This window comes from Xanthomonas theicola (genome assembly GCF_014236795.1).
In the GTDB taxonomy this organism is placed as follows: Bacteria; Pseudomonadota; Gammaproteobacteria; order Xanthomonadales; family Xanthomonadaceae; genus Xanthomonas_A; species Xanthomonas_A theicola.
On sequence record NZ_CP049017.1, the window covers coordinates 1,028,558 to 1,055,273 of the forward strand.

24 protein-coding genes and 6 pseudogenes are annotated in these 26,716 nt (G+C 69.2%); 18 read left to right on the forward strand and 12 right to left on the reverse strand.

Annotation, left to right across the window (positions count from 1 at the left end; genetic code table 11):
- Positions 1-15: 15 nt before the first annotated feature.
- The 6 genes and pseudogenes from G4Q83_RS04540 to G4Q83_RS04565 all read right to left on the reverse strand — a co-directional run.
- A pseudogene (locus tag G4Q83_RS04540) lies at positions 16-816 on the reverse strand (IS3 family transposase); the annotation flags it as partial.
- 178 nt (positions 817-994) lie between these two features.
- Positions 995-1,561 carry an elongation factor P-like protein YeiP gene (yeiP, locus tag G4Q83_RS04545; RefSeq protein WP_128419742.1) on the reverse strand — a complete coding sequence of 189 codons (567 nt, stop codon included), beginning with the start codon at positions 1,559-1,561 and terminating at the stop codon, positions 995-997.
- A gap of 108 nt (positions 1,562-1,669) precedes the next feature.
- On the reverse strand, positions 1,670-2,440 hold the full coding sequence (locus tag G4Q83_RS04550; RefSeq protein ID WP_128419741.1) for an SDR family oxidoreductase: 771 nt from the start codon (positions 2,438-2,440) through the stop codon (positions 1,670-1,672).
- A gap of 190 nt (positions 2,441-2,630) precedes the next feature.
- Complete coding sequence (locus G4Q83_RS04555) at positions 2,631-5,183, reverse strand: sensor domain-containing protein (RefSeq protein ID WP_128419740.1); 2,553 nt, start codon at positions 5,181-5,183, stop codon at positions 2,631-2,633.
- Entirely contained in the window at positions 5,180-6,073 is an 894-nt protein-coding gene (locus G4Q83_RS04560; RefSeq protein WP_128419739.1) for a hydroxymethylglutaryl-CoA lyase, read from the reverse strand. The genes G4Q83_RS04555 and G4Q83_RS04560 overlap by 4 nt, the downstream gene beginning before the upstream one ends.
- 178 nt (positions 6,074-6,251) lie before the next feature.
- Positions 6,252-7,040 carry an enoyl-CoA hydratase-related protein gene (locus tag G4Q83_RS04565; protein ID WP_128419738.1) on the reverse strand — a complete coding sequence of 263 codons (789 nt, stop codon included), beginning with the start codon at positions 7,038-7,040 and terminating at the stop codon, positions 6,252-6,254.
- 122 nt (positions 7,041-7,162) lie between these two features.
- Between G4Q83_RS04565 and G4Q83_RS04570 the strand changes: the two genes are divergently transcribed.
- From G4Q83_RS04570 to recJ, 12 genes and pseudogenes are all read left to right on the forward strand, one after another.
- The gene (locus tag G4Q83_RS04570) at positions 7,163-7,414 is read left to right on the forward strand and encodes a FeoA family protein (RefSeq protein WP_128419763.1); all 252 of its coding nucleotides are present in this window, start codon (positions 7,163-7,165) and stop codon (positions 7,412-7,414) included.
- Positions 7,411-9,270: a ferrous iron transporter B gene (gene feoB / locus G4Q83_RS04575; protein WP_128419737.1), complete on the forward strand. Its 1,860-nt coding sequence runs from the start codon at positions 7,411-7,413 to the stop codon at positions 9,268-9,270. The genes G4Q83_RS04570 and feoB overlap by 4 nt, the downstream gene beginning before the upstream one ends.
- Positions 9,271-9,531: a DUF6587 family protein gene (locus G4Q83_RS04580; RefSeq protein ID WP_128419736.1), complete on the forward strand. Its 261-nt coding sequence runs from the start codon at positions 9,271-9,273 to the stop codon at positions 9,529-9,531.
- Between the two features lie 138 nt (positions 9,532-9,669).
- Positions 9,670-9,846, forward strand: a pseudogene (locus G4Q83_RS04585) (PLP-dependent aminotransferase family protein); the annotation flags it as partial.
- A gap of 41 nt (positions 9,847-9,887) precedes the next feature.
- Positions 9,888-10,290: pseudogene (locus G4Q83_RS04590) on the forward strand (transposase); the annotation flags it as partial.
- Between the two features lie 103 nt (positions 10,291-10,393).
- The gene (gene dapB, locus G4Q83_RS04595) at positions 10,394-11,110 is read left to right on the forward strand and encodes a 4-hydroxy-tetrahydrodipicolinate reductase (protein ID WP_128419734.1); all 717 of its coding nucleotides are present in this window, start codon (positions 10,394-10,396) and stop codon (positions 11,108-11,110) included.
- Between the two features lie 161 nt (positions 11,111-11,271).
- Positions 11,272-12,441, forward strand: a complete 1,170-nt coding sequence (gene carA / locus G4Q83_RS04600) for a glutamine-hydrolyzing carbamoyl-phosphate synthase small subunit (protein ID WP_128419733.1) — start codon at positions 11,272-11,274, stop codon at positions 12,439-12,441.
- On the forward strand, positions 12,438-12,842 hold the full coding sequence (locus tag G4Q83_RS04605) for a four helix bundle protein (RefSeq protein WP_128419732.1): 405 nt from the start codon (positions 12,438-12,440) through the stop codon (positions 12,840-12,842). The genes carA and G4Q83_RS04605 overlap by 4 nt, the downstream gene beginning before the upstream one ends.
- Before the next feature lies 1 nt (position 12,843).
- The gene (carB, locus tag G4Q83_RS04610) at positions 12,844-16,086 is read left to right on the forward strand and encodes a carbamoyl-phosphate synthase large subunit (protein ID WP_128419731.1); all 3,243 of its coding nucleotides are present in this window, start codon (positions 12,844-12,846) and stop codon (positions 16,084-16,086) included.
- An 8-nt stretch (positions 16,087-16,094) separates the two neighbouring features.
- On the forward strand, positions 16,095-16,559 hold the full coding sequence (gene greA, locus G4Q83_RS04615; protein WP_185817409.1) for a transcription elongation factor GreA: 465 nt from the start codon (positions 16,095-16,097) through the stop codon (positions 16,557-16,559).
- 4 nt (positions 16,560-16,563) lie between these two features.
- Positions 16,564-17,484, forward strand: a complete 921-nt coding sequence (locus G4Q83_RS04620) for a phosphoglycerate mutase (protein ID WP_128419729.1) — start codon at positions 16,564-16,566, stop codon at positions 17,482-17,484.
- Entirely contained in the window at positions 17,481-19,211 is a 1,731-nt protein-coding gene (gene recJ, locus G4Q83_RS04625) for a single-stranded-DNA-specific exonuclease RecJ (RefSeq protein ID WP_128419728.1), read from the forward strand. The genes G4Q83_RS04620 and recJ overlap by 4 nt, the downstream gene beginning before the upstream one ends.
- A gap of 78 nt (positions 19,212-19,289) precedes the next feature.
- Here recJ and G4Q83_RS04630 read toward each other — a convergent pair.
- Positions 19,290-19,565: pseudogene (locus tag G4Q83_RS04630) on the reverse strand (integrase core domain-containing protein); the annotation flags it as partial.
- Between the two features lie 84 nt (positions 19,566-19,649).
- Here G4Q83_RS04630 and G4Q83_RS04635 point away from each other — a divergent pair.
- Together G4Q83_RS04635 and G4Q83_RS04640 are read left to right on the forward strand one after the other, a co-directional pair.
- Positions 19,650-20,276, forward strand: a complete 627-nt coding sequence (locus G4Q83_RS04635) for an integrase (protein ID WP_128419727.1) — start codon at positions 19,650-19,652, stop codon at positions 20,274-20,276.
- A 12-nt stretch (positions 20,277-20,288) separates the two neighbouring features.
- Positions 20,289-20,921 (forward strand): RES family NAD+ phosphorylase, encoded by a 633-nt coding sequence (locus G4Q83_RS04640; protein ID WP_128419726.1) that lies wholly within the window; start codon positions 20,289-20,291, stop codon positions 20,919-20,921.
- On the opposite strand, the pseudogene G4Q83_RS04645 reads toward G4Q83_RS04640, so the two are convergent.
- The 3 genes and pseudogenes from G4Q83_RS04645 to G4Q83_RS04655 all read right to left on the reverse strand — a co-directional run.
- Positions 20,919-21,644 (reverse strand): annotated as a pseudogene (locus G4Q83_RS04645) (IS630 family transposase); the annotation flags it as partial. The gene G4Q83_RS04640 and the pseudogene G4Q83_RS04645 sit on opposite strands and share 3 nt — an antisense overlap.
- Before the next feature lie 134 nt (positions 21,645-21,778).
- The gene (locus G4Q83_RS24455) at positions 21,779-21,961 is read right to left on the reverse strand and encodes a transposase (protein ID WP_211288354.1); all 183 of its coding nucleotides are present in this window, start codon (positions 21,959-21,961) and stop codon (positions 21,779-21,781) included.
- Positions 21,962-22,042: 81 nt separating this feature from the next.
- Positions 22,043-22,308, reverse strand: a pseudogene (locus G4Q83_RS04655) (integrase core domain-containing protein); the annotation flags it as partial.
- A 235-nt stretch (positions 22,309-22,543) separates the two neighbouring features.
- Between G4Q83_RS04655 and G4Q83_RS04660 the strand changes: the two are divergent.
- The 3 genes from G4Q83_RS04660 to G4Q83_RS04670 all read left to right on the forward strand — a co-directional run bounded on the left by G4Q83_RS04660 (position 22,544) and on the right by G4Q83_RS04670 (position 25,217).
- Positions 22,544-23,314 carry an NAD kinase gene (locus G4Q83_RS04660; RefSeq protein WP_128421855.1) on the forward strand — a complete coding sequence of 257 codons (771 nt, stop codon included), beginning with the start codon at positions 22,544-22,546 and terminating at the stop codon, positions 23,312-23,314.
- 122 nt (positions 23,315-23,436) lie between these two features.
- Positions 23,437-24,402 carry a 5'-nucleotidase gene (locus tag G4Q83_RS04665; protein WP_128421850.1) on the forward strand — a complete coding sequence of 322 codons (966 nt, stop codon included), beginning with the start codon at positions 23,437-23,439 and terminating at the stop codon, positions 24,400-24,402.
- Positions 24,399-25,217, forward strand: coding sequence for a spermine/spermidine synthase domain-containing protein (locus G4Q83_RS04670; protein WP_128421851.1), 819 nt, complete (start codon positions 24,399-24,401; stop codon positions 25,215-25,217). The genes G4Q83_RS04665 and G4Q83_RS04670 overlap by 4 nt, the downstream gene beginning before the upstream one ends.
- Before the next feature lie 28 nt (positions 25,218-25,245).
- Here G4Q83_RS04670 and G4Q83_RS04675 read toward each other — a convergent pair whose 3' ends face one another.
- Both G4Q83_RS04675 and G4Q83_RS04680 read right to left on the reverse strand, forming a co-directional pair.
- On the reverse strand, positions 25,246-25,782 hold the full coding sequence (locus tag G4Q83_RS04675) for a DUF2939 domain-containing protein (protein WP_128421852.1): 537 nt from the start codon (positions 25,780-25,782) through the stop codon (positions 25,246-25,248).
- 171 nt (positions 25,783-25,953) lie between these two features.
- Positions 25,954-26,382, reverse strand: a complete 429-nt coding sequence (locus G4Q83_RS04680; RefSeq protein WP_128421853.1) for a hypothetical protein — start codon at positions 26,380-26,382, stop codon at positions 25,954-25,956.
- Between G4Q83_RS04680 and G4Q83_RS04685 the strand changes: the two genes are divergently transcribed.
- Positions 26,372-26,704: a hypothetical protein gene (locus tag G4Q83_RS04685; RefSeq protein WP_128421854.1), complete on the forward strand. Its 333-nt coding sequence runs from the start codon at positions 26,372-26,374 to the stop codon at positions 26,702-26,704. The genes G4Q83_RS04680 and G4Q83_RS04685 overlap by 11 nt on opposite strands.
- Positions 26,705-26,716: the final 12 nt, after the last annotated feature.

Consider the following 26,716-nt stretch of genomic DNA (forward strand, 5'->3'; position numbering starts at 1 on the left):
ACCGTTTGGTTTGAGTCAGGCCGCCTTGGCCTGACCGGCTTGCTGCCGAGGGTAAGCGCTTGGGCTTCCGCTGGCCGGGCGTGCCCGATCGGCCCCAGCCGTGGTTTGTGGTTGAACCCGTGCACCCAGTCCAGCGTGGCCAGTTCCACCTGTTCGCGCTTGCGCCACGATCGGCGGTGGATCCCCTCGGCCTTGTACAGGCCATCGATCGTCTCGGCCAGCGCGGTGTGCCCCAAGGGCAGGCTTCGCGCTCATAGCAATCGCCCACGCGGCCCACCGACGGCTCGATCCGCCTCGGTCGGCCGCTCGCTGTCGCGGATGCTCACAGACTGCGAACCGCGGTCGCAGGGGTGGATCAGTACGCCCTCCCGCTGCCGCGCGTGCAGCGCCTGTTCCAGGGCGTCGAGCGCGAGGTCCGTGGTCATCGAGCCCGACGCCTGCCAGCCCACGATCCGCCGCGCGGACACGTCGAGCGCCAATGCCACGGACACCCTGCCCTGCCACGTCGAGACGTCGGTGAAGTCGCTGACCCACAGCGCGGTCGGCCTGGAACTGCCGGTTCCCCCGGTCCAGCGGACACGGCGGCGCCTTGTCGCTGTGCCTGGTCTTCACTGGCTTGCCACCGACCACGCCACGCAGGCCCAGCCGGCGCATCCGCCGCGCCACCGTGCACCGCGCCACCTGCCGGCCTTCCCGCAGCAACTGCTTGCACACCTTGCGCACACCGTCGACCTGGCGGTTCTGGTCCCGGACACGCCGGATCTGCGCCTCCAGCGCCCGGTCGCGCCACCAGCGATCCGGGCGAGCGCCGGGATCGGCCACCCAATCTTCCCGGCAATCGACGCGAGCGCCGCCCACGGCGAACTGTGCTCGCCTTGATGCTCCAGCACCATCCCAACTGCCCGCTCCCGCACATCCGGGCAATACGTCACTGCCTGCTTGCTCATGACGCCATCCTCTCAACAGTTGGAGCCTCCTGGAATCCCGCGGCGGTTCAGTCCGCACGCCCGGCGAATTCCCCGGTCGTGGTGTTGACCAGCACGCGCTCGCCGTTGCCGATGTACTCCGGCACCATGATCTCCAGACCGGTGCTGAGCTTGGCCGGCTTCGGCCGCTTGGTCGCGGTGCCGCCCTTCAGCTCCGGCGGCGTCTCGATCACCTCCAAGGCCACGCTCTGCGGCAACTGCACCGCCACTGGCTGGTCGTCGATGACCTGCACGTAGATGCCAGTCAGGCCCTCGGTGATGTAGCCGGCGGCGGCGCCGATCACGTCGACATCCAACGTGTACGGGGTGTAGTCCTCGTCGTCGAGGAACACGAACGCCTCGCCGTCCTTGTACGAGAAGGTGGCCTGGCGCCGCATCAGCTCGACCTCGCGCAGGTCGTCGTCGCCGTCGAAGCTGGCGTCGAGCTTGTTGTCGCCCGGCACGCCGTACATCACGAAGCGGAAGCGCACGTTGCCGCCGCGGCCCTGCGGCGAACTGCGCTCGATGTCGCGGATCTGGTACACGCCGTTGTTGTACTCGACGACGTTGCCTTTCTTGATTTCGTTGGCTTTCATGGGTTGCGGGCCGGGATCGGGGAGTCGGGATGGGAGATTGGAAAGAGCAGGGCAGGGACGACGGGGCGGGGCGTTTGCCAATCCCCGATTCCCAATCCCGAATCCCGGCTACTTGGGCGCCAGGCGTACCGCGCCGTCGAGGCGGACGACCTCGCCGTTGAGATAGCGGTTGCGCAGCAGGAACATCACCGTGTCGGCGAATTCCTCCGGGCGGCCGAGCCGTGGCGGGAACGGGATCGAGGCGGCCAGCGACTGCTGCATTGCCTCGGGCATGCCGTCCACCATCGGGGTCCAGAAGATGCCCGGGGCGATGGTGTTGACGCGGATGCCGAAGCGCGCCAGTTCGCGCGCCATCGGCAAGGTCATCGCCACCACGCCGCCCTTTGAGGCGGCGTACGCGGCCTGGCCGATCTGGCCTTCGTAGGCGGCGACGCTGGCGGTGTTGACGATCGCGCCGCGCTCGCCGTCCTCGCCCGGCGCGTTGTGCTGCATCAGGTCGGCGGCGGCCTTGGCGAGGTTGAAGCTGCCGACCAGGTTGACCATCACCGTGCCCTGGAACGTGGCTAGCGCCATCGGCGCGTCCTTGCCGAGCACGCGGCCGGCGCCAAGGACGCCGGCGCAGTTGATCGCGGCGTTGAGCCCGCCGAGGAAGGCGCGCGCGGCGCCGAGCTGCGACGCTACCTGCGCCTCGTCGCCGACGTCGGTGCGGAGGTAGCACGCCTGCGCCGCGCCGAGCGCGGCGACCGCCGCCGCACCCTTGGCGTCGTTGAGATCGAATAGCGCGACCCGGCCGCCGTCGGCGACGAGGCGCTGCGCCACCGCCAGGCCGAGGCCGGAAACGCCGCCGCTGATCACTGCACGGATATCGGCAGACTGCATGGATGCTCCCTCCCGGCAAAGCGCGCATCTTAGCCGACTCGCCGGGCCGGTCGCTGGTCGCCGGAGGCAACGCGCGGGGCGGCCGTGCTCGCCCGCGTTGCGGAGTTCCGGCGCCGCGCGCCCCGGCTTCGGGCGCGCCGCCGCCACAGCCGTCGGCTGCCGCTTCCGCGGGGCAGGGCATGTGCCGCGCTCAGTTCAGCCGGCGCGCGAACTCGTCCGCCGACAGGCCCGGCGCGAACAGGAAGCCCTGGCCGACCGGCACGCCCATGCGCAGCAGGAACTGGCGCTGGTTCTCCGATTCCACGCCTTCGGCGACCAAGCCCAGACCCAGGCTGCGGGCGATGCCGCAGACCGCCTCGCACACCGCCACGTCCGAGCGGCTGCCCGGCACGCCCTCGACGAACAGCTGGCTCAGCTTGAGCCCATGGATCGGCAGCCGGCGCAGATAGTTCAGCGCGCTGTAGCCTTCGCCGAAGTCGTCGATGGTCAGCAGCACGCCCATCTGGCGCAGTTCGGCGAAGGTGCGCAGTGTGGCCGGCGCGTCCTCGATCAGCACGCGCTCGGTGAACTCCAGTTCCAGGGCGGTACCGGGCAGGCCGTAGCGCTGCAGCGCCTCGCGCACGTTCTGCGCCAGGTCCTCGCCGACGAACTGCCGGTAGGACACGTTGATCGCCACGCGCACGATGCCCAGGCCGTGCGCGTGCCAGTCGCGGATCTGGCGGCAGGCTTCGTGCAACACCCAGTTGCCGATGCGCACGATGTCGCCGGTGTTCTCGGCATGGCCGATGAACAGGTCCGGCCGCAGTTCGCCCAGTTGGTGGTTCTGCCAGCGGATCAGCGCTTCGGCGGCGACCACCCGGCCCAGCCGCAGGTCCACCTGCGGCTGGTAGACCAGGCGGAATTCGTTCTGGTCCACCGCGCGACGCAACTGGGTTTCGATCTGCAGCCGGTCCTGCTGGTGCTGCGCCAGGTTTGGGGTGAACAACTGCCAGCCATTGCGCGCGCGCCGCTTGCAGTCGTACATCGCCACGTCCGCGTTCTGGATCAGCTGTTGCGGGCGGTGGCCGTCCTGTGGCGCGCGGGCGATGCCGATGCTGGCGGTCACCGAGAATTCGTCGCTGCCGAAGCGGAATGGTTCGGCGAATGCGGCGGTGATCGCCGTGGCCAGCCGCTGCGCCTGTTCGGGCACGTCGCGGGTGTCGCAGACCACCAAAAATTCATCGCCGCCGAAGCGCGCGAGCAGGCCCGCGCCGCCGATCGCCGCGGCGATGCGCTGGGTGGCTTCGACCAGCAGCGCGTCGCCGGCGTTGTGGCCGAGCACGTCGTTGACGGTCTTGAACCGGTCCAGGTCGATGTACAGCACCGCCACCGCGGCGTCGGCCGCCGTGGCCAGGCGCGCATCCAGCTCGGCAAGCACCGCGTCGCGGTTCATGATTCCGGTCAACGGATCGGTGCGCGCCTGCATGCGCAGCCTCTCCTCGGCCTGCTTGCGCTCGCTGACGTCCTGCACGGTGCCGGCGATGCGCGAGGCGGACAGGTCGCCCGGCTCGACCTCGCCGATCATCCGCACCCAGAACGCATGCCCGTCGCCGCGTTGGCCTTGCAGCTCCAGCGCGAACCCGATCCCGCGCTCGACCGCCGCCGACAGCGCCGCTTGCAACCGGTGCTGGTCCGGCCCGCGCAGGCTGGCCAGCAACGCGGCCATGCTCTGCGGCGGCGCATGCCGGCCGAGGATGCGCCGGGTCTCCTCGGTCAGGTGCAGGCGTTGCCGGCCGCGATCCCATTCCCAGCCGCCGATGCGCGCCAGCGACTGCGCGCGCTCGAACAGCGCATGGTCGCGCTTGCGTTCGGTGATGTCGCTGAACAGGCTGAACACATGGTCGGGCTCGGCGCAGCCGGCGCCGAACACCGGCACGCTGGTCGCCGAGATCCACAGCATGCGCGCGCGCGGCCGGTGGTACAGGCCGATGGTGGTGCTGGGGATGGTCTGGCCGCTGCGCAACGCGCGCACCACCGGCCAGGCGTCCTGCGCCAGACGCTGGCCGTGCTGGTCCACGATGATCCAGTCCTCGGCCCGCAGCAATGCGTTCAGCGGCTCGCCCGCGCCGAGGCCGAGGATGCGCTGCGCGGCCGGGTTGGAGGACACGATGCCGCCCTGCCGGTCGAACAGCAGCACGCCCTTGTCGATCGATTCCAGCAGCAGCCGGTAGCGCGACTCGGCCTGCCAGCGGCGGCTGAGATCGCGCGTCACCGCCACGATGCAGCGCTGGCCGCGGTATTCGAACCCGGCCGAGTGCACTTCCACCGGGAAGCGGCTGCCGTCGCCGCGCATGTTGGTCGCTTCGACGACGCAGGTCTGGCCGCGGTCGAGGTGGTCCCAGACCGGCTCCAGGTGGTGCGGCGGCAGGTCCGGATTCAAGGCCTCGATCGGCTGGCCGACGATCTCCTCGCGCGGCCGCTGGTAGGCCAGCACACCGGCGCGGTTGAGGTCGAGCACGATGCCGCGCTCGCTGAGCACGCTGACCGGATCGGGCACCGCGTCGAACAGCGCGGCATAGCGCAGCTGCGCCAGGTCGCGTTCGGCCAGCGTCGCGCGCAGCGCCTGGCGCGTGCGCTCGAGCAGGTCGCGGTGGTCGGCGCCGGCGGTCAGCGCCTGCGCCTCCAGTTCGGCCAGTAGCGCGTCGACCGCGCCGGCATCCGGCGCCGGTTCGCCCGCTGCGGTGGCCGCGCCGCTGCCGTTCATGCCGCTGCCAGCGCCTGGCCGACCTTGCTGCCGGTCGGCCGTCCGAGCTTCTGCGCCAGCCAGCGCCCGGTCGCGGCCAGCGCATCGAGGTCGATGCCGGTGGCCACGCCGTTGCCGTGCAGCAAGTACACCACGTCCTCGCTGGCCACGTTACCGCTGGCGCCCTTGGCGTAGGGACAGCCACCGGCGCCGGACACCGCCGCATCGACCACGCGCACGCCTTCCTCCAGGCACGCGGCGATATTGGCCAGGGCCTGGCCGTAGGTGTCGTGGAAATGCACCGCCAGCGCCGCCATCGGCAACTCGGCGGCGACCGCGCGCAGCATCGCGCGGGCCTTGGCCGGGGTGCCGATGCCGATGGTGTCGCCCAGTGAGATCTCGTAGCAGCCCATGGCGTGCAGCCGCCGCGCTACCCGCACCACGTCGGCCAGCGGCACCGTGCCCTGGTAGGGGCAGCCGAGCACGGTGGAGACATAGCCGCGCACCTTGACCCCGTCGGCCGCCGCGCGCGCCAGCACTGGCGCAAAGCGCGCCAGCGATGCGTCGATGCCGACGTTGGTGTTGGTGCGGTTGAAGGTTTCCGAGGCCGCGGTGAACACCGCGACCTCGCGCACGCCGACCGCCGCCGCGCGCGCGTAGCCCTGCAGGTTCGGCACCAGTACCGGATAGTCCACGCCTGGCGCCGGCACGATGCCGGCATAGACCTCGGCCGCGTCGGCCAGTTGCGGCACCCATTTCGGGCTGACGAAGCTGGTCGCCTCGATGCTGTGCAGGCCGGTGCGCGACAGCTGCGCGATCAACGCGATCTTGTCGGCGGTGGCGATCCAGGCCCGCTCGTTCTGCAGGCCGTCGCGCGGTCCGACTTCCACCAGGCGCACGAAGTCGTTCATCGGCCCGGCCTGGACCGGCGCAGCGCGGAGGCGGGCGCTGCGGTGTGGCACGCGGTATGCAGCGGCGGATTGGCGATCACAGGCACTCCTTGGGCAGTGGACGGCTGCATGTCGTTCGCGATCGGTTGCAACCTGCAGCCTATGCCAAGTCGGGCCGGAACCGGCGGTGCGGGCGGGCTCACCATTCGCCCATCCAGTCCGGATCGCGCTTGTCCAGAAATGCGCCGAGTCCCTCCTGGCCTTCGGCCGAGACGCGCAACCGCGCGATCAGCGCGGCGTTGTCGCAGTCCAGGGTGGCGCTGTTGTCGCCTGCGGCGACGCGGCGCACCAGTGCTTTCGCCCCGGCCGCGGCGAGCGGGCCGCACTGGCCGAGCAGTTCCACCTGGCGCTGCACCGCCGTGTCCAGCGCGTCCGGTGCCACGGTCTGGTGCACCAGGCCGATCTGGGTGGCGGTAGTGGCGTCGAACGCCTCGGCGCTGGTGAACCAGCGGCGTGCCTGGCGCGCGCCGATCGCAGCGATCACGTAGGGCGAGATCACGGCCGGCAACAGCCCCAGGCGACTCTCGCTGAGTCCGAAGCGGGCGTCGCTGGAGGCGACCGCGATGTCGCAACAGGCGATCAGCCCGACCGCGCCGCCGAACGCCGCGCCGTGCACCCGCGCCACGGTCGGCTTGGGCAGTTCGTCCAGGGTGCGCATCAGCCGCGCCAGCTGCAGCGCATCGGCCATGTTCTCGGCCTCGCTGGCGGCGGCCATCGAGCGCATCCATTGCAGATCGGCACCGGCCGAGAACGTCGCGCCCGCGCCGGCCAGCACCACCACCTTGACCTTCGGATCGGTGCCGATCTCCTGCAGGGCCGCGGTCAGCCGCGCAATCAGCGCGGCGTCGAAGGCGTTGCGCACCTCCGGGCGGTTCAGCCGCAATGTCAGGACCTTGCCGGAGCGCTCCAGCAGCAATGCATCGCTCATCGGCGGGTTCTCCGGAGGGGTAACGGCAGCCATACGACGATGATAGCGGGCCGCGCCGGCGGCGCCATGACGCGATGCGACGATGCTACAATTGATAACCATTCTTATCGATGAACCGCTCCGTGACGTTGTCCGATATGCCGTTGCGCAGCATCGCCCTGGTTGAGACCGTGCACGACCGCCAGCCCAACGACGCCATCGCGCGCCGGCTGCGCGAGCTTGGCTTCGTCGCCGGCGAGCAGGTGCAGGTGCTGGCCAGCGGCCCGCTCGGCGGCGAGCCGTTGCTGGTCCAGGTCGGCTATACGCGCTTCGCCCTGCGCCGCAGCGAGGCGGCGCGGGTGCAGGTGGGCGCCGCTGCCGAGGCGCAGCCATGAGTGCCGAACGCGCGGTGCTGCGACTGGCCCTGGTCGGCAATCCGAACTGCGGCAAGACCGCGCTGTTCAACCTGCTCACCGGCAGCAAGCAGAAGGTGGCCAACTACGCCGGCGTCACCGTCGAGCGGAAGGAAGGCCGCTTCCGGGCGCCGTCCGGGCGCGACTTCGCGGTGCTCGACCTGCCCGGCGCCTACAGCCTGCAGCCGGCCAGCCTGGACGAGGCGATCACCCGCGACTTGTGCCGCGGCTTCTATCCGGGCGAGCCGGCGCCGGACGTACTGGTGTGCGTGGTCGATGCCACCAACCTGCGCCTGCACCTGCGCTTTGCGCTGGAGCTGCGCGAGCTGGGCAAGCCGATGCTGGTGGCGCTGAACATGGTCGACGCCGCGCAGCGCCGCGGCATCCGGATCGATCGCCAGACGCTGGAAGACGCGCTCGGCGTGCCGGTGATCGCGACCGTGGCGGTGCGCCGCCACGGCGCCAGGGCGCTGGTCGAACGGCTCGATGCGCTGGCCCCGGCGCTGCCGCCGGCGCTGGCCGCGGCCGAAGGGCGGGGCGACTACCACCAGCAGGTGCGGCGCATCCTCGCCGCGGCGGTGTCGATGCCCCGCCGCACTTCGCGCATCGACGACGCCCTGGACCGCTGGCTGCTGCATCCCGTCGCCGGGCTGCTGACCCTGGCGGTGGTGATGTTCCTGATCTTCCAGGCGGTGTACGCCTGGGCCGCGCCGCTGATGGAGCTGATCGACGCCGCCGGCAAGGCGCTCGGCGCCTGGGTCGGCAGCACGTTGCCGGCGGGGCCGCTCAACAGTCTGTTGGTCGACGGCGTCATCGCCGGCCTCGGCGGCGTGGTGATCTTCCTGCCGCAGATCCTGATCCTGTTCGCCTTCATCCTGGCGCTGGAGGAATCCGGCTACCTGCCGCGCGCGGCGTTCCTGCTCGACCGCACGATGGCCGCGGCGGGGTTGTCGGGGCGCTCGTTCATCCCGCTGCTGTCCAGCTTCGCCTGCGCGGTGCCCGGGATCATGTCCACGCGCAGCATCCAGGATCCGCGCGACCGCCTGGCCACGATCCTGGTGGCTCCGCTGATGACCTGTTCGGCGCGGCTGCCGGTGTACGCGCTGCTGATCGGCGCGTTCATCCCGCAGCGGCAGGTATGGGGCGTGTTCAACCAGCAGGGGTTGGTGTTGTTCGGGCTGTATTTCGCCGCGATCGCCAGCGCGCTGGCGGTGTCGTGGACGATGAAGAAATGGCGCCGCGACAAGGGCGAGCATCCGCTGCTGCTGGAGCTGCCGTCGTACCGCGTGCCGCACCTGCGCGACCTGGCGCTGGGCCTGTGGGAGCGCGCGGCGATCTTCCTCAAGCGCGTCGGCGGCATCATCCTGGCGCTGACCATCCTGCTGTGGTTCCTGCTGTCGTTCCCGGCCGCGCCAGCCGATGCCAGGCTGCCGCCGATCGACTACAGCTTCGCCGGCCGCATCGGCCATGCGATGACCACGGTGTTCGCGCCGCTGGGCTTCAACTGGCAGATCTGCATCGCGCTGATCCCTGGCCTGGCCGCACGCGAGGTGGCGGTGGCGTCGCTGGCGACGGTGTACGCGCTGTCGGCGGCCGACGACGATGCCGCCGCGCAGGCGCTGTCGCCGCTGATCGGCGACGGCTGGTCGCTGGCCACCGCGCTGTCGCTGCTGGTCTGGTACATCTACGCGCCGATGTGCATTTCCACCCTGGCCACGATCAAGCGCGAGACCAACTCGTGGAAGCAGATGAGCTTCGCCGCGCTGTATCTGTTCGCGTTGGCCTATCTGGCCTCGCTGCTCACCTACCAGGTCGCGGTGGCGCTGGGAGCCGGCTAGATGAGCGCCTCGCTGCTGCTGCAGTACATGGTGATCACGCTGGCGGTGCTGCTCAGCGCCTGGGTGGTGCTGAAGAAGCAGTTGCCCGGTACCGCGCGCAAGCTGCGCGGCGCCGTCGCCCTGCGCCTGCTCAAGCCGGGCCGCGCGTCCTGGCTGCAGGCGGTGGGGCGCAAGATCGCGCCTGCCGCCACTGCAGGCGCTGGCGCCGGCGCCTGCGGCGGCTGCGACAGCTGCGCTTCGGCGCCGCCACGGCGGCACTGAGCCTGGCTGCCGCCGCCTTGCGCCCGAGTCGGGCAGGCGCGGCGTTTCCGGGCGCGGGAAGAACGGCCGTGCCCGCCTGGCCGCGCGGTGTTTTTGGGTTGCGGCGACCTGCCGGCGGCAGCACCCAGAGGGTGCGGCGTGCACCCCCGGGCCGCGCGCGGTTGGGCGCAGGTGGCCGCCGCGACGATGACCATCTCCTTGCAGCTTTCCCGCCATGCGCAGGCGCTGAGCGGTTCGGCGATCCGCGAAATCCTCAAGGTCACCGAACGCCCGGAGGTGATCTCCTTCGCCGGCGGGTTCACCTCCGATTTCACGGACACCGACAAGAAGGGCAATTGAGGCCCTGAGGAGTGTTCATGCAGAAGCGAAGGAAATTCAGCGCCGAGTTCAAGCGCGGTGCGGTTGAGCAGGGCGGCCGGCCGGGTGTGAGCTGCGCCCAGGTGGCGCGTGAGCTTGGGATCGGGGAGACGTTGCTGACCGGCTGGAAGCGGGAGGCCCAGAGCCAAAGCTTAAGGTGGCTTTCGGCGGCAGTGGGACGTGGCGGGACGAGGAGTTGGCCCGGGTGCAAAAGGAGCGGGATTTTTTGCGAGAAGCGGCGAGGTTCTTTGTCAAGGGATCATCCTGAGGCATCAGGTGATCGAACGTTGCCGCGATGAGTTTGCGGTTCGACGGATGTGCCGCTGCCTGAGGATGTCGGCCAGCGGTTACGACGACGGGCGCCGGCGCTTGCCCAGCGCCGCACAGTTCGACAAGCAGCGCTCGGGCGTTGACTGCCGTCGACGCTCGAACGGCGTCCGTCGCGGATCAATGCCACAGCCCGGTACCCCTGTCGTCCACCGCCACAAACCGCTAGCCTTGTGCGATGACCATTTCCCCCGTGCGTGTGTTGATTCATGGTGCATCCGGCCGCATGGGCCAGGCGCTGTTGCGGCTGGCCGCGCAGGACCCGGCGTTGCAGCTGGCGGCGGCGGTGGTCGGCCGTGCACCGGTGCAGCGGGTCGTGGACGGGGTGCCGTACTTCGCCGCGGCCGAACTGAGCGGGACGCCGGCGTTCGACGTGGCGATCGATTTCAGCCTGCCGCAGGGCTTCGACCCGGTGCTGGCGCTGTGCGTGGCGCGCGGGGCGGCGCTGGTGTCCGGCACCACCGGCCTGGACCCGGCGCAGCGGCAGGCGCTGGCCGACGCGGCCGCGCGCATCCCGCTGATCTGGGCATCGAACTTCAGCCTCGGCGTGGCGGTGCTGCACGACTTGGTGGAACGCGCCGCCGCGGCGTTGCCGGGCTGGGACTGCGACATCGTCGAGGCGCACCACGCGCACAAGCAGGACGCGCCGTCCGGCACCGCGTTGACCCTGGGTGAGGCGGCCGCGCACGGCGGCGCGCGGCCGCGCTACGCCAGCCTGCGCGCCGGCGACATCGTCGGCGAGCACCTGGTGCAGTTCGCCGGGCTCGGCGAGCGGGTGGAACTGGTGCATCGCGCCAGTAACCGCGACATCTTCGCCCGCGGCGCGCTGCACGCCGCCGCGCGCCTGCCGGGCCGCGCGCCCGCGGCCTACCGGCTGCGCGACCTGCTCGGCTGAACGGCGCTTTCACATGAACGTCTGGCGCGGACAGGTCCGCGTCGGTACAATTCTCGCTCGCCTGTTACCCATCGTCACGGACCCGGAGAAGCGCCGAGTTCGCGGTTTCTTGCAGCCGCAAGTCGGTGGGGCAGGGTTCCTCTCTCCCCAAGGCGAACCCCGTGACTCAACCCGCAATCCTTGTCCTTGAAGACGGCACCGTGTTCGAGGGCGAATCCGTAGGCGCTGTCGGCCTGTCCGTCGGCGAAGTGGTGTTCAACACCGCGATGACCGGTTACCAGGAGATCGTGACCGATCCGTCCTACGCCCGCCAGTTGGTCACCCTGACGTATCCCCACATCGGCAACACTGGTTGCACCGGCCAGGACGACGAGGCCGCCCAGGTCTGGTCGGCTGGCCTGATCGTGCGCGACGTGCCGCGCCGTCCCAGCAACTGGCGCGGCCAGGTGTCGCTGCCGGACTGGCTGACCCAGCGCGGCGTGGTCGCCATCGCCGGCATCGACACCCGCAGGCTGACCCGCCTGCTGCGCGAGAAGGGCGCGCAGAACGGCGCGCTGATGGCCGGCGCCGCTCCCCTCGGGCAAGCCGACGTGGACACGGCGCTGGAAGCGGCGCGCAAGTTCCCCGGGCTGAAGGGCATGGATCTGGCCAAGGTGGTCTCCACCGACAAGGCGTATCCGTGGCGCGATGGCCAGCTCGACCTGGACAGCAACGCCTTCGCCCAGGCCGCGCCCAAGTACAAGGTGGTGGCCTACGACTACGGGGTGAAGCTCAACATCCTGCGCATGCTCGCCGAACGCGGCTGCGAGGTCACCGTGGTGCCGGCGCAGACCCCCGCCGCGCAGGTGCTGGCGATGAACCCGGACGGCGTGTTCCTGTCCAACGGCCCGGGCGATCCGGCGCCGTGCGACTACGCGATCGCCGCGATCAAGCAATTCGTGGCCCGGAAGCTCCCGACCTTCGGCATCTGCCTGGGCCACCAGCTGCTGGCGCTGGCCGCCGGCGCGCAGACCCTGAAGATGGGCCACGGCCACCACGGCGCCAACCATCCGGTGCAGGACCTGGACAGCGGCCGGGTGATGATCACCTCGCAGAACCACGGCTTCGCGGTCGACGAAGCGTCGCTGCCGGCCAACGTGCGAGTGACCCACCGCTCGCTGTTCGACGGCACCAACCAGGGCATCGAGCTGACCGACGCGCCGGCCTTCGGCTTCCAGGGCCACCCGGAAGCCTCGCCGGGCCCGCGCGACGTGGCGCCGCTGTTCGATCGCTTCACCGCGCTGATGCGGGACTCGGGACTCGGGACTCGGGACTCGAGTTCGGTGCAGTGAGTCCCTCGCATTTTCGAGAACTCGATGTTTGGCAGTTGGCGATGGCGTTAGCCAAGCAGGTTTACGAAATAACCGCGGATTTTCCGCGGGAAGAGCGTTATGGGTTGACGTCACAACTGCAACGTTCCGCCGTATCCATTCCTTCGAATATTGCCGAAGGCAACGCGCGCCACGGCGCGCGTGACTACGCAAGATTCGTTTCCGTGGCGCAGGGGTCCTGCGCCGAATTGCAAACGCAATTGCTGTTGGCGCTGGAACTTTTCCTGGGCGACGCAGCAGCAATCGAAGAAGCCTTATCGACGTGTGACCGGGTCGGCCGCATGCTGTACAAGCTGCATCGCAGCTTGCTGCAGAAGCTCGAATCCGAGTCCCGAGTCCCGAGTCCCGAGTCCCGGAGCTGACATGCCCAAGCGCACCGATCTAAAAACCATCCTCATCATCGGCGCCGGTCCGATCGTCATCGGCCAGGCCTGCGAGTTCGACTACTCCGGCGCGCAGGCGTGCAAGGCGCTGCGCGAGGAGGGCTACCGCGTGGTGCTGGTCAACAGCAACCCGGCCACGATCATGACCGACCCGAACATGGCCGACGCCGTGTACATCGAGCCGATCAACTGGCAGATGGTCGAGAAGATCATCGCCAAGGAAAGGCCCGAGGCGCTGCTGCCGACCATGGGCGGGCAGACCGCGCTGAACTGCGCGCTGGACCTGGCCGACCATGGCGTGCTGGAGAAGTATGGTGTGGAGCTGATCGGCGCCAAGCGCGAAGCGATCATGATGGCCGAGGACCGCGAGCTGTTCCGCGTGGCGATGGGCCAGATCGGCCTGGAGTGCCCGAAGGCGGCGGTGGCGCACACCCTCGAGGAAGCGCTGGAGATCCAGACCCGGGTCGGCTATCCGACCATCATCCGCCCCAGCTTCACCCTCGGCGGCAGCGGCGGCGGCATCGCCTACAACCGCGAGGAACTGATCGACATCGTCAATCGCGGCCTGGAACTGTCGCCGACCAGCGAGGTACTGGTCGAGGAATCGGTGCTGGGCTGGAAGGAATTCGAGATGGAAGTGGTGCGCGACACCGCGGACAACTGCATCATCGTCTGCTCGATCGAGAACCTGGACCCGATGGGCGTGCATACCGGCGACTCGATCACCGTGGCCCCGGCGCAGACCCTGACCGACAAGGAATACCAGCGCCTGCGCGACGCCTCGATCGCGGTGCTGCGCAAAATCGGCGTGGACACCGGCGGCTCCAACGTGCAGTTCGGCATCAACGCGCAGACCGGCCGCGTCGTCGTCATCGAGATGAATCCGCGCGTGTCGCGTTCCTCGGCGCTGGCCTCCAAGGCCACCGGCTTCCCGATCGCCAAGGTCGCCGCCAAGCTGGCGGTCGGCTACACCCTGGACGAACTGAAGAACGAGATCACCGGCGGCCTGACCCCGGCCTCGTTCGAGCCGTCGATCGACTACGTGGTCACCAAGATCCCGCGCTTCGCGTTCGAGAAGTTCCCGCAGGCCGACGCGCGCCTGACCACGCAGATGAAGTCGGTGGGCGAGGTGATGGCGATGGGCCGCACCTTCTCCGAATCGCTGCAGAAGGCGCTGCGCGGCCTGGAGACCGGCAAGATCGGGCTCGACCCGACCGGGCTGGACCTGGGCAGCGAGGACGATCTGGCCGCGCTCAAGCGCGAGCTGAAGGCGCCCGGTCCGGAGCGGCTGTTCTACGTCGCCGATGCGTTCCGCGCCGGCATGAACGTGGAACAGGTGCATGCGCTGTCGTTCATCGATCCGTGGTTCCTGGACCAGATCGAGGACCTGATCGCGCAGGAGCAGCAGCTGGCCGCCGACGGCCTGGGGGCGCTGGACGCCGCGCGCCTGCGCACGCTCAAGCGCGCAGGCTTCTCCGATGCGCGTCTGGCGCAGCTGTGCGGTACCAACGAGGCGGCGGTGCGCGCCCTGCGCCGCGCGCACAAGGTGCGCCCGGTGTACAAGCGGGTGGACTCGTGCGCGGCCGAATTCGCCACCGGCACCGCCTACCTGTATTCGACCTACGAGGACGAGTGCGAGGCCAAGCCCAGCGACCGCGACAAGATCATGATCCTCGGCGGCGGCCCCAACCGCATCGGCCAGGGCATCGAGTTCGACTACTGCTGCGTGCACGCGGCGCTGGCGCTGCGCGAGGATGGCTACGAAACCATCATGGTCAACTGCAATCCGGAGACCGTGTCCACCGACTACGACACCTCCGACCGCCTGTACTTCGAACCGCTGACCCTGGAGGACGTGCTGGAGATCGTCGAGCTGGAGCAGCCCCAGGGCGTGATCGTGCAGTACGGCGGGCAGACCCCGCTGAAGCTGGCGCGCGCGCTGGAAGCCAACGGCGTGCCGGTGATCGGCACCAGCCCCGATTCGATCGACCTGGCCGAGGACCGCGAGCGCTTCCAACAGCTGGTCGACACGCTGGGCCTGAAGCAGCCGCCGAACCGCATCGCGCGCAACGCCGACGAAGCGCTGGTGCTGGCGCGCGAGATCGGCTACCCGCTGGTGGTGCGCCCCAGCTACGTGCTCGGCGGCCGCGCGATGGAGATCGTGTACGGCGAATCGGACCTGGCGCGCTACGTGCGCGACGCGGTCAAGGTCTCCAACGATTCGCCGGTGCTGCTGGACCGCTTCCTCGACAACGCGGTGGAAGTGGACGTGGACATCATCGCCGACAAGGACGGCCAGGTGCTGATCGGCGGGGTGATGGAGCACATCGAGGAGGCCGGCGTGCATTCGGGCGATTCCTCGTGCTCGCTGCCGCCGTACTCGCTGTCGGCCAAGACCCAGGCCGAGCTGCGCCGCCAGGTGGTGATGCTGGCCAAGGGCCTGAACGTGGTCGGGCTGATGAACACCCAGTTCGCGGTGCAGGTGGACGAGGCCGGCGACGACATCGTGTTCCTGCTGGAAGTGAACCCGCGCGCCTCGCGCACGGTGCCGTTCGTGTCCAAGGCCACCGGCATGGCGCTGGCCAAGATCGCCGCGCGCTGCATGGCCGGCAAGACCCTGGCCGAGCAGGGCGCGCTGCAGGAGGTCGTGCCCGACTACTACTCGGTGAAGGAAGCGATCTTCCCGTTCGCCAAGTTCCAGGGCGTGGACCCGATCCTCGGCCCGGAGATGCGCTCCACCGGCGAGGTGATGGGCGTGGGCCGCAGCTTCGGCGCCGCCTTCGCGCGCGCGCAGGAAGCCGGCGGAATCAAGGCGCCGCCGCTGGGCAAGGCGTTCCTGTCGGTGCGCGACCCGGACAAGCGGCGCGTGCTGCCGGTGGCGCAGGCGCTGGTCGAGCGCGGCTACACCCTGGTCGCGACCAGCGGCACCTGCGCGTGGCTGCGCCAGCACGGCCTGCAGTGCGACCAGATCAACAAGGTGGCCGAGGGCCGCCCGCACATCGTCGACCTGATCAAGAACGGCGAAATCGTGTATATCGTCAACACCACCGAGGGCCGTGCGGCGATCTCCGATTCGTTCTCGATCCGGCGCGAAGCCCTGCAACAGCGCGTCACCTATTCGACCACCGTCGCCGGCGCGCGTGCGCTGGTGCATTCATTGGCATTCCGCGGCACCGGTCCGGTCTGGGCGCTGCAGGAACTGCACAAGGAGCTGGAAGCATGAGAGCCCCGATCACCATGCAAGGCGCGCAGCGTTTGCGCGAGGAACTGGACCAGCTGAAGTCGGTCAAGCGTCCGGAAGTCATCGCCGCGATCGCCGAGGCGCGCGCGCACGGCGACCTGAAGGAAAACGCCGAATACCACGCCGCGCGCGAGCAGCAGGGTTTCATCGAAGGCCGCATCAAGCAGCTGGAGAGCGAGCTGTCGCATGCCGAGGTGATCGACGTCAGCAAGCTGGCGGTCGGCAGCAAAGTGGTGTTCGGCGCGACCGTGACCCTGGCCGACGTGGAGACCGACGAAGAGAAGCGCTACCAACTGGTCGGCGACCTGGAAGCGGACATCAAGCTGGGCCTGATCGCGATCTCCTCGCCGCTGGCGCGCGCGCTGATCGGCAAGCTGGAAGGCGACAGCGTCAGCATCGACGCCCCGGCCGGGCGTCGCGAGTACGAGATCGTCAGCGTCGAATACGTCGGCTGACGCCGTGGCGGTCGCCACCTTGCTGTTGCCGGAGCGGGCGCGCTTGACCGGTCCGCCGCTGACCGGCGAGGTGGCGCGCGCGTTCGGCCGCGCCGAGCGCGAGCGCCTGGAGCCCGGAACCGACGCGCAATTGCGCCGCCATTTCGCGCTGCCGCCCGGGCGGCTGCCGGTGGCGGCGCTGACCCGGCAGCTGGATGCCGGCGATGCCGGCGACGGCGTGTGGCTGCGCGCCGATCCGGCCTACGTGGTGCCGGACATGCAGGGCGCGCGGCTGATGGCGCATGGCGACATGCTCGCGATCGACGCCATCGATCTGGCCGCGCTGCTGCCGTCGTTGCAGGAGGTGTTCGCCGAGGTCGGCCTGGTGCTGGACGCCGCCGAACCGACCCGCTGGTATCTGCGCCTGGACCCTGGCAGCGCGCTGCCCGAGTTCGCCGCGCCGGCGCAGGTGCTCGGCGCCGACCTGTTCGACCACCTGCCGCAGGGCGAGGGCGGGCGCCGCTGGCGCGCGCTGCTGACCGAGACCCAGGTGGTGCTGCACCAGCATCCGTGGAACCGCGAGCGCGTGGCGCGTGGGCAGCCGGCGATCAACTCGCTGTGGTTCTGGGGCGGCGGCGCGCTGCCGGCCGCGGTGACCACCGCGCACGCGCAGGTGCGCAGCCGCGAGCCGCTGCTGCGCGCGCTGGTGCAGGCGGCCGGGATCGACGCCGAGCAGGCGCCGCGCGTCGACGCGCTGGTGGATCTGCGCCAGCTGCGCACGCCCGAGCAGTTCGTCGGCGAGGTGATGCAGCCGCTGCTCGAAGCGCTGCAGCGCGGCGAGCTGCAGCAACTGCTGCTGGATTTCGAGGACGGCGTGCGTTTCCGGATCCAGCGCGAGCAGCGCTGGCGGTTCTGGCGGCGGCCGCTGGCGCGCCTGGACGCATGAGTCCGGCGCTGCGCATCACCCGGCGCCCGGCCGCCGAGGGCGGGCCGTGGACGGACAGCGTGCTGCCGTTGCTGCGCCGCATCTACACCGCGCGCGGCGCCCACGACCCCAGCCTGGCGCAGCCGAAACTGGCGCAGTTGCTGCCGCCGGACGCGCTCAGCGGCATCGATGCGGCGGTCGCCTTGCTGGCCGCGGCGATCGGCGCCGGCAAGCGCATCCTGGTGGTCGGCGATTTCGACTGCGACGGCGCCACCGCCTGCGCGGTCGCGGTGCGCGGGCTGCGCCTGCTCGGCGCCGCGCAGGTGCTGCACGCCGTGCCCAACCGCATGGTGCATGGCTACGGCCTGTCGCCGGCGCTGGTGGCCGAACTGGCGCCGCTGCAACCGGACCTGCTAGTCACCGTCGACCACGGCATCGCCTGCCATGCCGGCGTGGCCGCGGCCAAGGCGCTGGGCTGGCAGGTGCTGATCACCGACCACCACCTGCCGGGCAGCGTGCTGCCGCCGGCCGATGCGATCGTCGATCCCAACCTGGCCGGCGACGCGTTCCCGAGCAAGATGCTGGCCGGCGTCGGGGTGATCTTCTACGTGCTGCTGGCGCTGCGCCGGCACTTGCGCGCGCGCGGCGCGTTCGCGGCGCAGGCGCCGGACCTGACGGTGCTGCTGGACCTGGTCGCGGTCGGCACCGTCGCCGACCTGGTGCCGCTGGACGCGAACAACCGCGCGCTGGTGGCGGCCGGGCTGCGCCGCCTGCAGCGCGGCGACGGCTGCGTCGGCCTGCGCGCCTTGATCGAGGCCAGCGGCCGCGATCCGGCCAGGCTCAGCGCCGGCGACATCGGCTTCGCGCTGGCGCCGCGGCTCAATGCCGCCGGGCGCCTGGAGGACATGGCGCTGGGCATCGAACTGCTGCTGTGCGAAGACCCTGCGCCGGCGCGCGAGATCGCCGCCATGCTGGAACAGATCAACGGCGAGCGCCGCGCCGTGCAGCAGCAGATGACCGACGAGGCCGAGGCCACCGTGGCGCGGGCCTTGCTGGACGCGCCGGACGCGCCGCCGGTGGCGGTGTGCCTGTTCGATGCCGACTGGCATCCGGGCGTGATCGGCCTGGTCGCCTCGAAGATGAAGGACAGGTTGCATCGTCCGGTGATCGCCTTCGCTCCGGCCGAGCCCGGCAGCGCGCAGTTGCGCGGTTCGGCGCGCTCGATTCCCGGCTTCCACATCCGCGACGCGATGGCGGCGGTGGAGGCGCGCCGGCCCGGGCTGATGGACAAGTTCGGCGGCCATGCGATGGCGGCGGGGCTGAGCCTGCGCCAGGACGCCCTGGCCGAATTCGAGCAGTTGTTCCGCGAACATGCGCTGGACAACCTGGACGCAGAACTGCTGCAGGTCGAACTGCTCAGCGACGGTGCACTGCACGCGCACGAGCTGGACCATCGCCACGCCGAGGCGCTGCGCCTGGCCGGGCCCTGGGGGCAGGGCTTCCCGGAACCGCTGTTCGACGGCGAGTTCGAGGTGCTGCAATGGCGCGTACTGAAGGAGCGCCACCTCAAGCTGAGCCTGCGCTGCGACGGCCGCGGCGACGCGCTGAACGCGATCCACTTCAACGGCTGGCGCGGCAGCGAACCCGGCCGCCGCGTGCACATCGCCTACCGCCTGGTCGCCGACGACTATCGCGGCGGGCAAGCGATACAACTGCTGGTGGAGCACTGCCAGAGCCTGGCGGGCTGAGCCGCCGGGCCTCCCTGTAGGAGGGCTTCAGCCCCGACTGTTGTGGTCAAGTTTTGGTGGATACCGCGATAAGCGATTTCAGGCTGTGGCTTTCTCGCAGTCGGCGGGTGATCGATCGCCGAGGGTGGAGTGCAGGCGGTGGGTGTTGTAGGAGGCGACGATGGAGTGGGTAATGTCGGCGATGGCCTCGGCGGGGGTTGGCATAGCGCCGTTGCCAGACTCGCTCCATTTTCAGATTCAGGAAGAACCGCTGCATCACTGCGTTGTGCCCCGAGGGCAGGCTGCGCGCTCCCAGCAGTTGCCTTGGCGGCTCATGCTGGCAATCGCGCCATGGCGGGCCAGCAGGTCGCTGTAGACCTGGTTGGTTGTCAAAATTGATAAGTGAGACATAAGAGATCGTAGTGGCTCCTGTCTCAATCTTGCCTATCGGGGATGACCATGCCCAAGACGCTCGAATTCATTACCGACCACCTGCCGCGCGTCACCGTGGAGGACGTAAGTCGCTTTGCTACCACCGTCGATATCCGGGATGCCGGGGCTTTTGCGGCCGAACTGCAGGCGTTCGTCCACGAGCGAGTGGAGGCGGTGGAGCTTCCCGCCAGCCTGGAAATGGAGACGGTGGAGCAGACCCTGACCCGCAAGGCGGCTGCCCTGCGCGCCGGCACGCGCTGGGCGCCCGGCGAAACCGACATCCAGCGCGGCCGCGCCGTCTTGCTGGAGGCCTTCGAGCAGCCGCACAACCTGCCGCTGGCCAACTTCGCCAAGCTGGCGGACAAGTCGCGCCAGCAGATCTACAAGGACATCGTTGCCCGTCGGCTACTGGCGCTGAACGTGGGGCCGCGTGGTCAGAAGCTGCCCGACTGGCAGCTCGACCCGGTGAAGCAGCGGTTGACCCAAGCCGTGCTTCAGGAGGCCGAGGGCATCGACCACTGGACGATCTACCGTGCGCTGTCCGAACCGCTCGAAGGCCTGGGCGGGCGCTCGCCGGTGGACGCGGTGACGTCCGGCTCGATCGACGACGTGGCCAGCGCTGTGTTCAACGTGCTGGGCGTGCACGTGCATTGAAGCGAGACTGCCATGAGCCGTGAGCTGCCGTCGTTCCTGATCGATGCAGGTGAACTGCTCCAGCACGTGAGCCGCATTGCGTATCGGGGCAGTCTGCTGTACTACGGCCGCAGCAGCAGCAATGGCTACAATGGCCCAGCACGGGCTTACGGCGTGCTCTATCTGGGCCGCGACCTGCCCACGGCGTTGATGGAGTCGGTGTTTCACACACACCAGTGGATCGTAGACGCGAAGCGCTCGATCGCGCTGAAGGAAGTCCAGAGCCGGATGGTGCGCGCCGCAGGCGTGCTGAACGACCTGCGTCTGGCCGATCTCACGGCACCCGGCGTCATGGCGGGCCACTTCGGCTTGAATCTGGAGCAGTTGGCCTGCCGGGACTACACGCATACGCAGCAGGTGTCGGCCCAGGCGCATGCAATGCTCGGAGATGACAGCCTGCCGCTGTTCGACGGGGTGCTTTATCCCTCGCACAACAACTATCCTGCTGCGAGCATCGCGCTGTTCGAGCGTGCGAAGGCGAAGATCAGTGTCATCGAGGACATCGACCTGGTTGACCATGCAGACTGGCCGCATTTCGTTGCCAACTATCGCATCGGCGTGGAGCCCGACCCCGGCCTGGTTGGATCGGAGGACGAAGCGTCCTAAAAACTGCCGGAACTCGCTGCTGCGATGACGCCTGTGGGTCTGGCCGATGACGCGTCCGGTGGCCATGTCCAAGGCCGCGAACAACGTCGTCGTACCGTGCCGCTCGTCGTCATGGGTGCGCCGCTCGGGGATGCCAGGCGCCAAGGGCGGCATAGGCTGCGTGCGGTCGAGCGCCTGGATCTGGCTCTTCTCGTCCACGCAAAGCACCATCGCCCTCAGCGGCCGGTTCATGCAGAGGCCGACAATGTCGCCTACCTTTGTCGACAAACATGGGATCGGTGGAGAGCTTGAAGGTCTCCTGGCGGCGCGGCTGCAATCGGAAGGCACGCCAGATGCGCGACACCACGGTCTGCGACAGCCCCATCGCGCGCGCCATGCTGCGCGTGCTCCAGTGCGTGGCGCCGACGGGGACGCTCTCCAGCGTCTTGGCGATCACGGCGTCGATGCGCGTGCGTCGATGGTTCTCGGAGCGCCCGACCGTGGGGCATCCAGCAGTGCCTCAAGTCGATGCTCAACCAAGCGCGCCCGCCACTTGCTGATCATCTGCGGCGTGACGCGCTGCCGTGCCGCGACGACCTTGTCGTCCAGCCCGTCAGCGCAGGCCAGTACGATCCGGGCGCGCTGCGCCAGCGCTTGCGCCGTCTTGCGGCGCAGTGTCAACGCCACCAGTTCCTCGCGCTGCGTCTCGGTCAAAACCAAAAGTGCCTTGGGTCGTCCGCTCATCGCTGCCTCGTCGAGTACGCCACGGACACAACGGACTTCAACGTCAAACAATAGTTCAACGAACTTCGAACTCATAACACTAGTCCACTGCGTCATTGACTTGGCGCCCGTCGAATCGGACGGGAAGGATCGTCCTATTTCCGCTTGATGGGTGTCGGGTTTTGGTTGTGCTCGCGGATATGACGCATCCGTTTTCGATCCAGATCCTTCACCGACGTGAAGGCGCCGCGGGCGATCACATCACGCCGAATGCGTGAGAACCAGTTTTCCACCTGGTTGAGCCACGACGAGTAAGTCGGCGTGGCGTGCCAACGCACGTTGCGATGCGAGGTGAGAAAGTCGGCCGCCCGCTGCGTCTTGTGGCGGCGACGTCCCCCCGCCCTGCGTAGTGGTCGGGTTTAGAGTCCTGCGCTAATGATATGGGTGTTGGCAAGATGTTCGGCATAAGCGGACGGCGTCATGCCGCCGATCGCCTTCTTGGGTCGGTCCTGGTTGTATTCGCGTCGCCAGCGTTCGATCTCAGTGTGCGCATGCAGCAGGGTTGGGAACCAGTGCTCGTTGGACATTCGTCGCGCAGCCGGCCGTTGAACGATTCGACGTAGGCGTTCTGGTTCGGTTTGCCGGGTTGGATCAGCCGTAACTGCACGCCACGGGCATGCGCCCACGGGCGTGGACCTGTCGCAGGCCCGTCAGGAATACCTCAATCACCTGGCCAAGCGGATGAATGGACGTGCGCGCCAGACACTGGGTTGGGCTACACCGGCCGCGGCTGTGGAGAAGGAAATCCTCCAATTCAGATCATCGTGTTGCACTTGATTCTTGAGACCGTCCCCCCGTTGACGCGAGGGCGCGCGGGTCACGGTGTACCGGGTATGATCGGGGCCATGAATGCTTCCATGCTGCCGGCCGTTCCCCGTATCTGTTTTCTTGCCAGCGCCGCGCCGCCGGCCTTGCAGGCGCGCGACCAGCTGGGCGTGCGCTATGGCGACTGCGCGCCGGCCGAGGCCGATGTGCTGTGTGCGCTCGGCGGCGACGGCTTCATGCTGCAGACCCTGCACCGCCACGGCGGCCTGGGCAAGCCGGTGTTCGGCATGAAGCTGGGCACGGTCGGTTTCCTGATGAACCAGTTCCGCGACGACGACCTCGCCGCGCGTCTGGCGCAGGCCGAGCCGGCCAAGCTGCGGCCGCTGGAGATGCTGGCGCAGACCGAATCCGGCACCACCACCGGTTCGCTGGCCTACAACGAAGTATCGCTGCTGCGGCAGACCCGCCAAGCCGCGCACATCAGCATCGACCTCAACGGCCAGACCCGGGTCGACGAACTGATCTGCGACGGGGTGATGGTGGCCACGCCGGCCGGCAGCACCGCCTACAACTCCTCGGCGCACGGCCCGATCCTGCCGCTGGGCTCGCATACGCTGGCGCTGACCCCGATCGCCCCGTACCGGCCGCGGCGCTGGCGCGGCGCGATCCTCAAGGCCGACACCGAGGTGTGCCTGCGCGTGCTCGACCCGTACAAGCGCCCGGTCAGCGTCACCGCCGACTCGCACGAGACCCGCGACGTGGTCGAGGTCACCATCCGCGAATCGCGCGACCGCCTGGTCACTCTGTTGTTCGATCCGGAGCACAATCTGGAGGAGCGGATCCTGAGCGAGCAGTTCATGGTGTGAAAGTGGGGCTCGGGACTCGAAAAGCGTCCCATGGCGGAAGTTTGGCTGGCACCAGTAATGCAATAGAAACACGCGGAGAAGTATTTGCTTTTACCGAGTCCCCAGTCCCGAGTCCCGAAGAAATGTCCGACAACTCCCCCCGCCTGCTCACCGTCGCGGTCACCTCGCGCGCCTTGTTCGACCTGGAAGAGGGCCATGCGCTGTTCGAGCAGCAGGGGGTGGAGGCATACAGCGCCTACCAGCGCGAGCGCGAGGACGATGTGCTCGCGCCGGGCGTGGCGTTCCCGGTGGTGCGCAAGCTGCTGGCGCTGAACCAGGGCACGCCGCCGCAGACGCCGCCGGTGGAGGTGATCCTGCTGTCGCGCAATTCCGCCGATACCGGGTTGCGCATCTTCAATTCGATCCAGTACTACGGGCTGGGCATCGTCCGTGCCACCTTCACCTCTGGCGAGGCCACCTGGCCCTACGTCAAGCCGTTCGGCACCGACCTGTTCCTGTCGGCCAATCCGGAATCGGTGCGGCGCGCGCTCAGCCACGGCATCGCCGCGGCGACGATCCTGCCCAAGCCGCCGGGCGAGCATGCGCAGGAGGCGGCCGCCGCGGCCGGGGCGATCGATTCCGAGCGCCTGTCCACGCAGTTGCGCATCGCCTTCGACGGCGATGCGGTGATCTTCGGCGACGAGGGCGAGCGCTTCTCGCGCGAGCAGGGCGTGGAGGCGTTCGGCCGCTACGAGCGCGAGAACGCGCGCGAGCCGCTGACCGGCGGACCGTTCCGCAATTTCCTGTCCGCGCTGCACGCGTTGCAGTCGGCGTTCCCGGCCGGCGAGGCCTCGCCGATCCGCACCGCGCTGGTCACCGCGCGCTCGGCGCCGGCGCACGAGCGGGTGATCCGCACCCTGCGTGAATGGGGCGTACGCCTGGACGAGGCGCTGTTCCTCGGCGGCCGCCACAAGGGGCCGTTCCTGCAGGCGTTCGGCGCCGACATCTTCTTCGATGATTCGCAGCACAACATCGACAGCGCCGCGCGCGAACGCGTGGCCGCCGGCCACGTGCCGCACGGCGTGGCCAACGCCATCGCCAAGCCGTGAGCGCGGCGTCCGGCGGCAACGGCGGCGCAGGCGGTCGCTGGGCCACGCTGCGCCAGCTGCTGTGGCCCGGCGGCTCGCAAGCGCAGGCGGTGCGCGTGGGGCGGCCGTACCTGGAACGCGGCTGGCGCTACACCAGCCTGCAGTTCAAGGGCGAGGTGACGCAGAGCCGGATGCTCACCTGGTGGCCGCACGTGCTGGAGGTGGGCTATACCCGCAGCATGCTCGGCGCACTGCTGCTGCGGCCGGATCCGCGCTGCATCGGCATCGTCGGCCTGGGCGGCGGCTCGCAGGCCAAGTTCTGCTATCGGCACTTGCCACAGGCGCGGATCGAGGCGATCGAGGCCGATGCCGACATACTGGCGCTGCGCGACGCCTTTCACATCCCGGCCGACGCCACGCGTTTCCAGGCGCTGCACGGCGACGGCGTGCAGTTGCTGCCGCAACGCCGCGGCCGCTACGATCTGTTGCTGCTCGATGCCTACGACGCTGAGGGCATCCCCGCGGCGATGCGCACGCGCGGTTTCTACGAGACCTGCCATGCCGCGCTGGCGGCCGACGGCGTGCTGGCGGTGAACCTGTACGACACCGACACCCGCCAGCACGTGGCGCACCTGCGCAAGATCTTCGGCAAACGCGTGCTGCGCATGGACGAGCCGGAGATGGACAACCATGTAGTGTTCGCCTGGACCGGCGATGTGCGGGCGCTGGATGAGCGCGCCGCGCTGGCGCGCCTGCCTTGGTCGGCGCGCTGGCAGCTGCGGCCGACGTTCCGGCGCCTGCAGCAGGCGTTCGCGACCACCGCCCGGCGTCGCTGAGCGATCACGGCCCCTGTAGGAGCCGCTCCTACAACGGCAGCAGGATGTTGCTGAGCTTCCAGCGCAGCCCGTCGCGGGTGAACACGCACGGCACGGCGGTGCTGTCGGCGGTATGGACGGTGGCGACGAAGCGCGAGGTCGATTCGAAGCGGTGCTCGGCCTGTCGCAGCGGCTGCAACGGGCGCGGCGCGGCGTAGGTGTCGCCGCCCACGGTGTCGCCGCGGACGCGTTTCCACAGCGCATCGCCCTGCAGCAACGCGCCGATCCCGGCCGGGGTGACCATCGCATCCACGCCCATGCCGCCGACGCTGCCGGCCAGCGACAGCAGCGCGCCGCCGAACAGGCCGGTCTGCAGCTCCGGTCCGGCGCGGCGCAGCAGCGCATCGTCGACCTGCGCCTTCAGGTTGACCCGCAGGGTGGGGAAGTCGACGTAGCGCTCCAGCGCCGCCGCATCGCGCTGTTCCAGCGCCTGGCCGATCCCGTGGATCGCCAGGTACGGCCCGGCGACGACGTAGCCGCCGAGCGCGAGCAGGGCAAGGAACAGCAAGGCCAGCCATTTCTTCATCGTGCGCCTCGATACGGGTGCAAGCTTCTTGGAGCGGAGTGCGGCAGGCCGTTAAGCCGCAGTGGCTTGCGAGCACGGTAGGGAAAGCCTGAACAACTAACCAGCATCTCTCAGCTTCAATCAGCACCGCTGAGATGAGGGGGACAGTTGGCTCGATTGGTCTGATGCATCTCAGGGTCGCGCGCGCGACGTGTCGCACTCCCCGCCGGTGAGCCAGGTCTGGATCGCCCATCGGCACGTCACCGGGCTTGACTTCAAGCGCGCCCGTCCTTGGCCCACGCCGATCGGCGCGACGTGCGCCTGCTCGCACTGCAGCGTGGCCAGGTCCAGCGCGTAGTGCAGGCGCCCGGTCAAGCCGGTCGCCCCGGGCTCGCTGACCACGCTGGCATCGACCGGCTTGAGCGGCCGCCCGGCCAGCACCGGCCTGGCCGAACCCGACAGCCGCTCAATCATCGCCTGGCTCATCCAGCCAAACCATTCGCCGCTGCTGCGCAGTCGCTTGAGCAGGGCTACGTCCGAGACATCGGCCAGGCCGCCCTGGCGGGCGCGTGCCGCCGTCTCACGCAGCGAGCAACCGTCGAGCAGATGGATGAGCAGCACCCTCAACAACACCGACGCCGAGGTGATGCTGCCATGGGGGGTACATCATGGCCCGGCAATCGCATGCGGCCTGTTCACAGCCTGCTGGCAGCAGGTGTTCGACCACCTCCCACGCCGGCCGGTCCGCCGACAGTTCGCTCAGTGCACAACACTGATCTTCGTAGCCTGCTTGGATTTGCTCGTCTTCCATGGCGCGCAGGTTCGGCACAACTTCAACCAGAAGTTGGCGCTTATGGGCCGAAGCCTCTTCTTTCCACGATCTACATTGGCCAGTGGACATCCGCAGATCAAAATCTGGAGCGGGAAACGAGTCATGCACTAGAGCGCTAAGTCA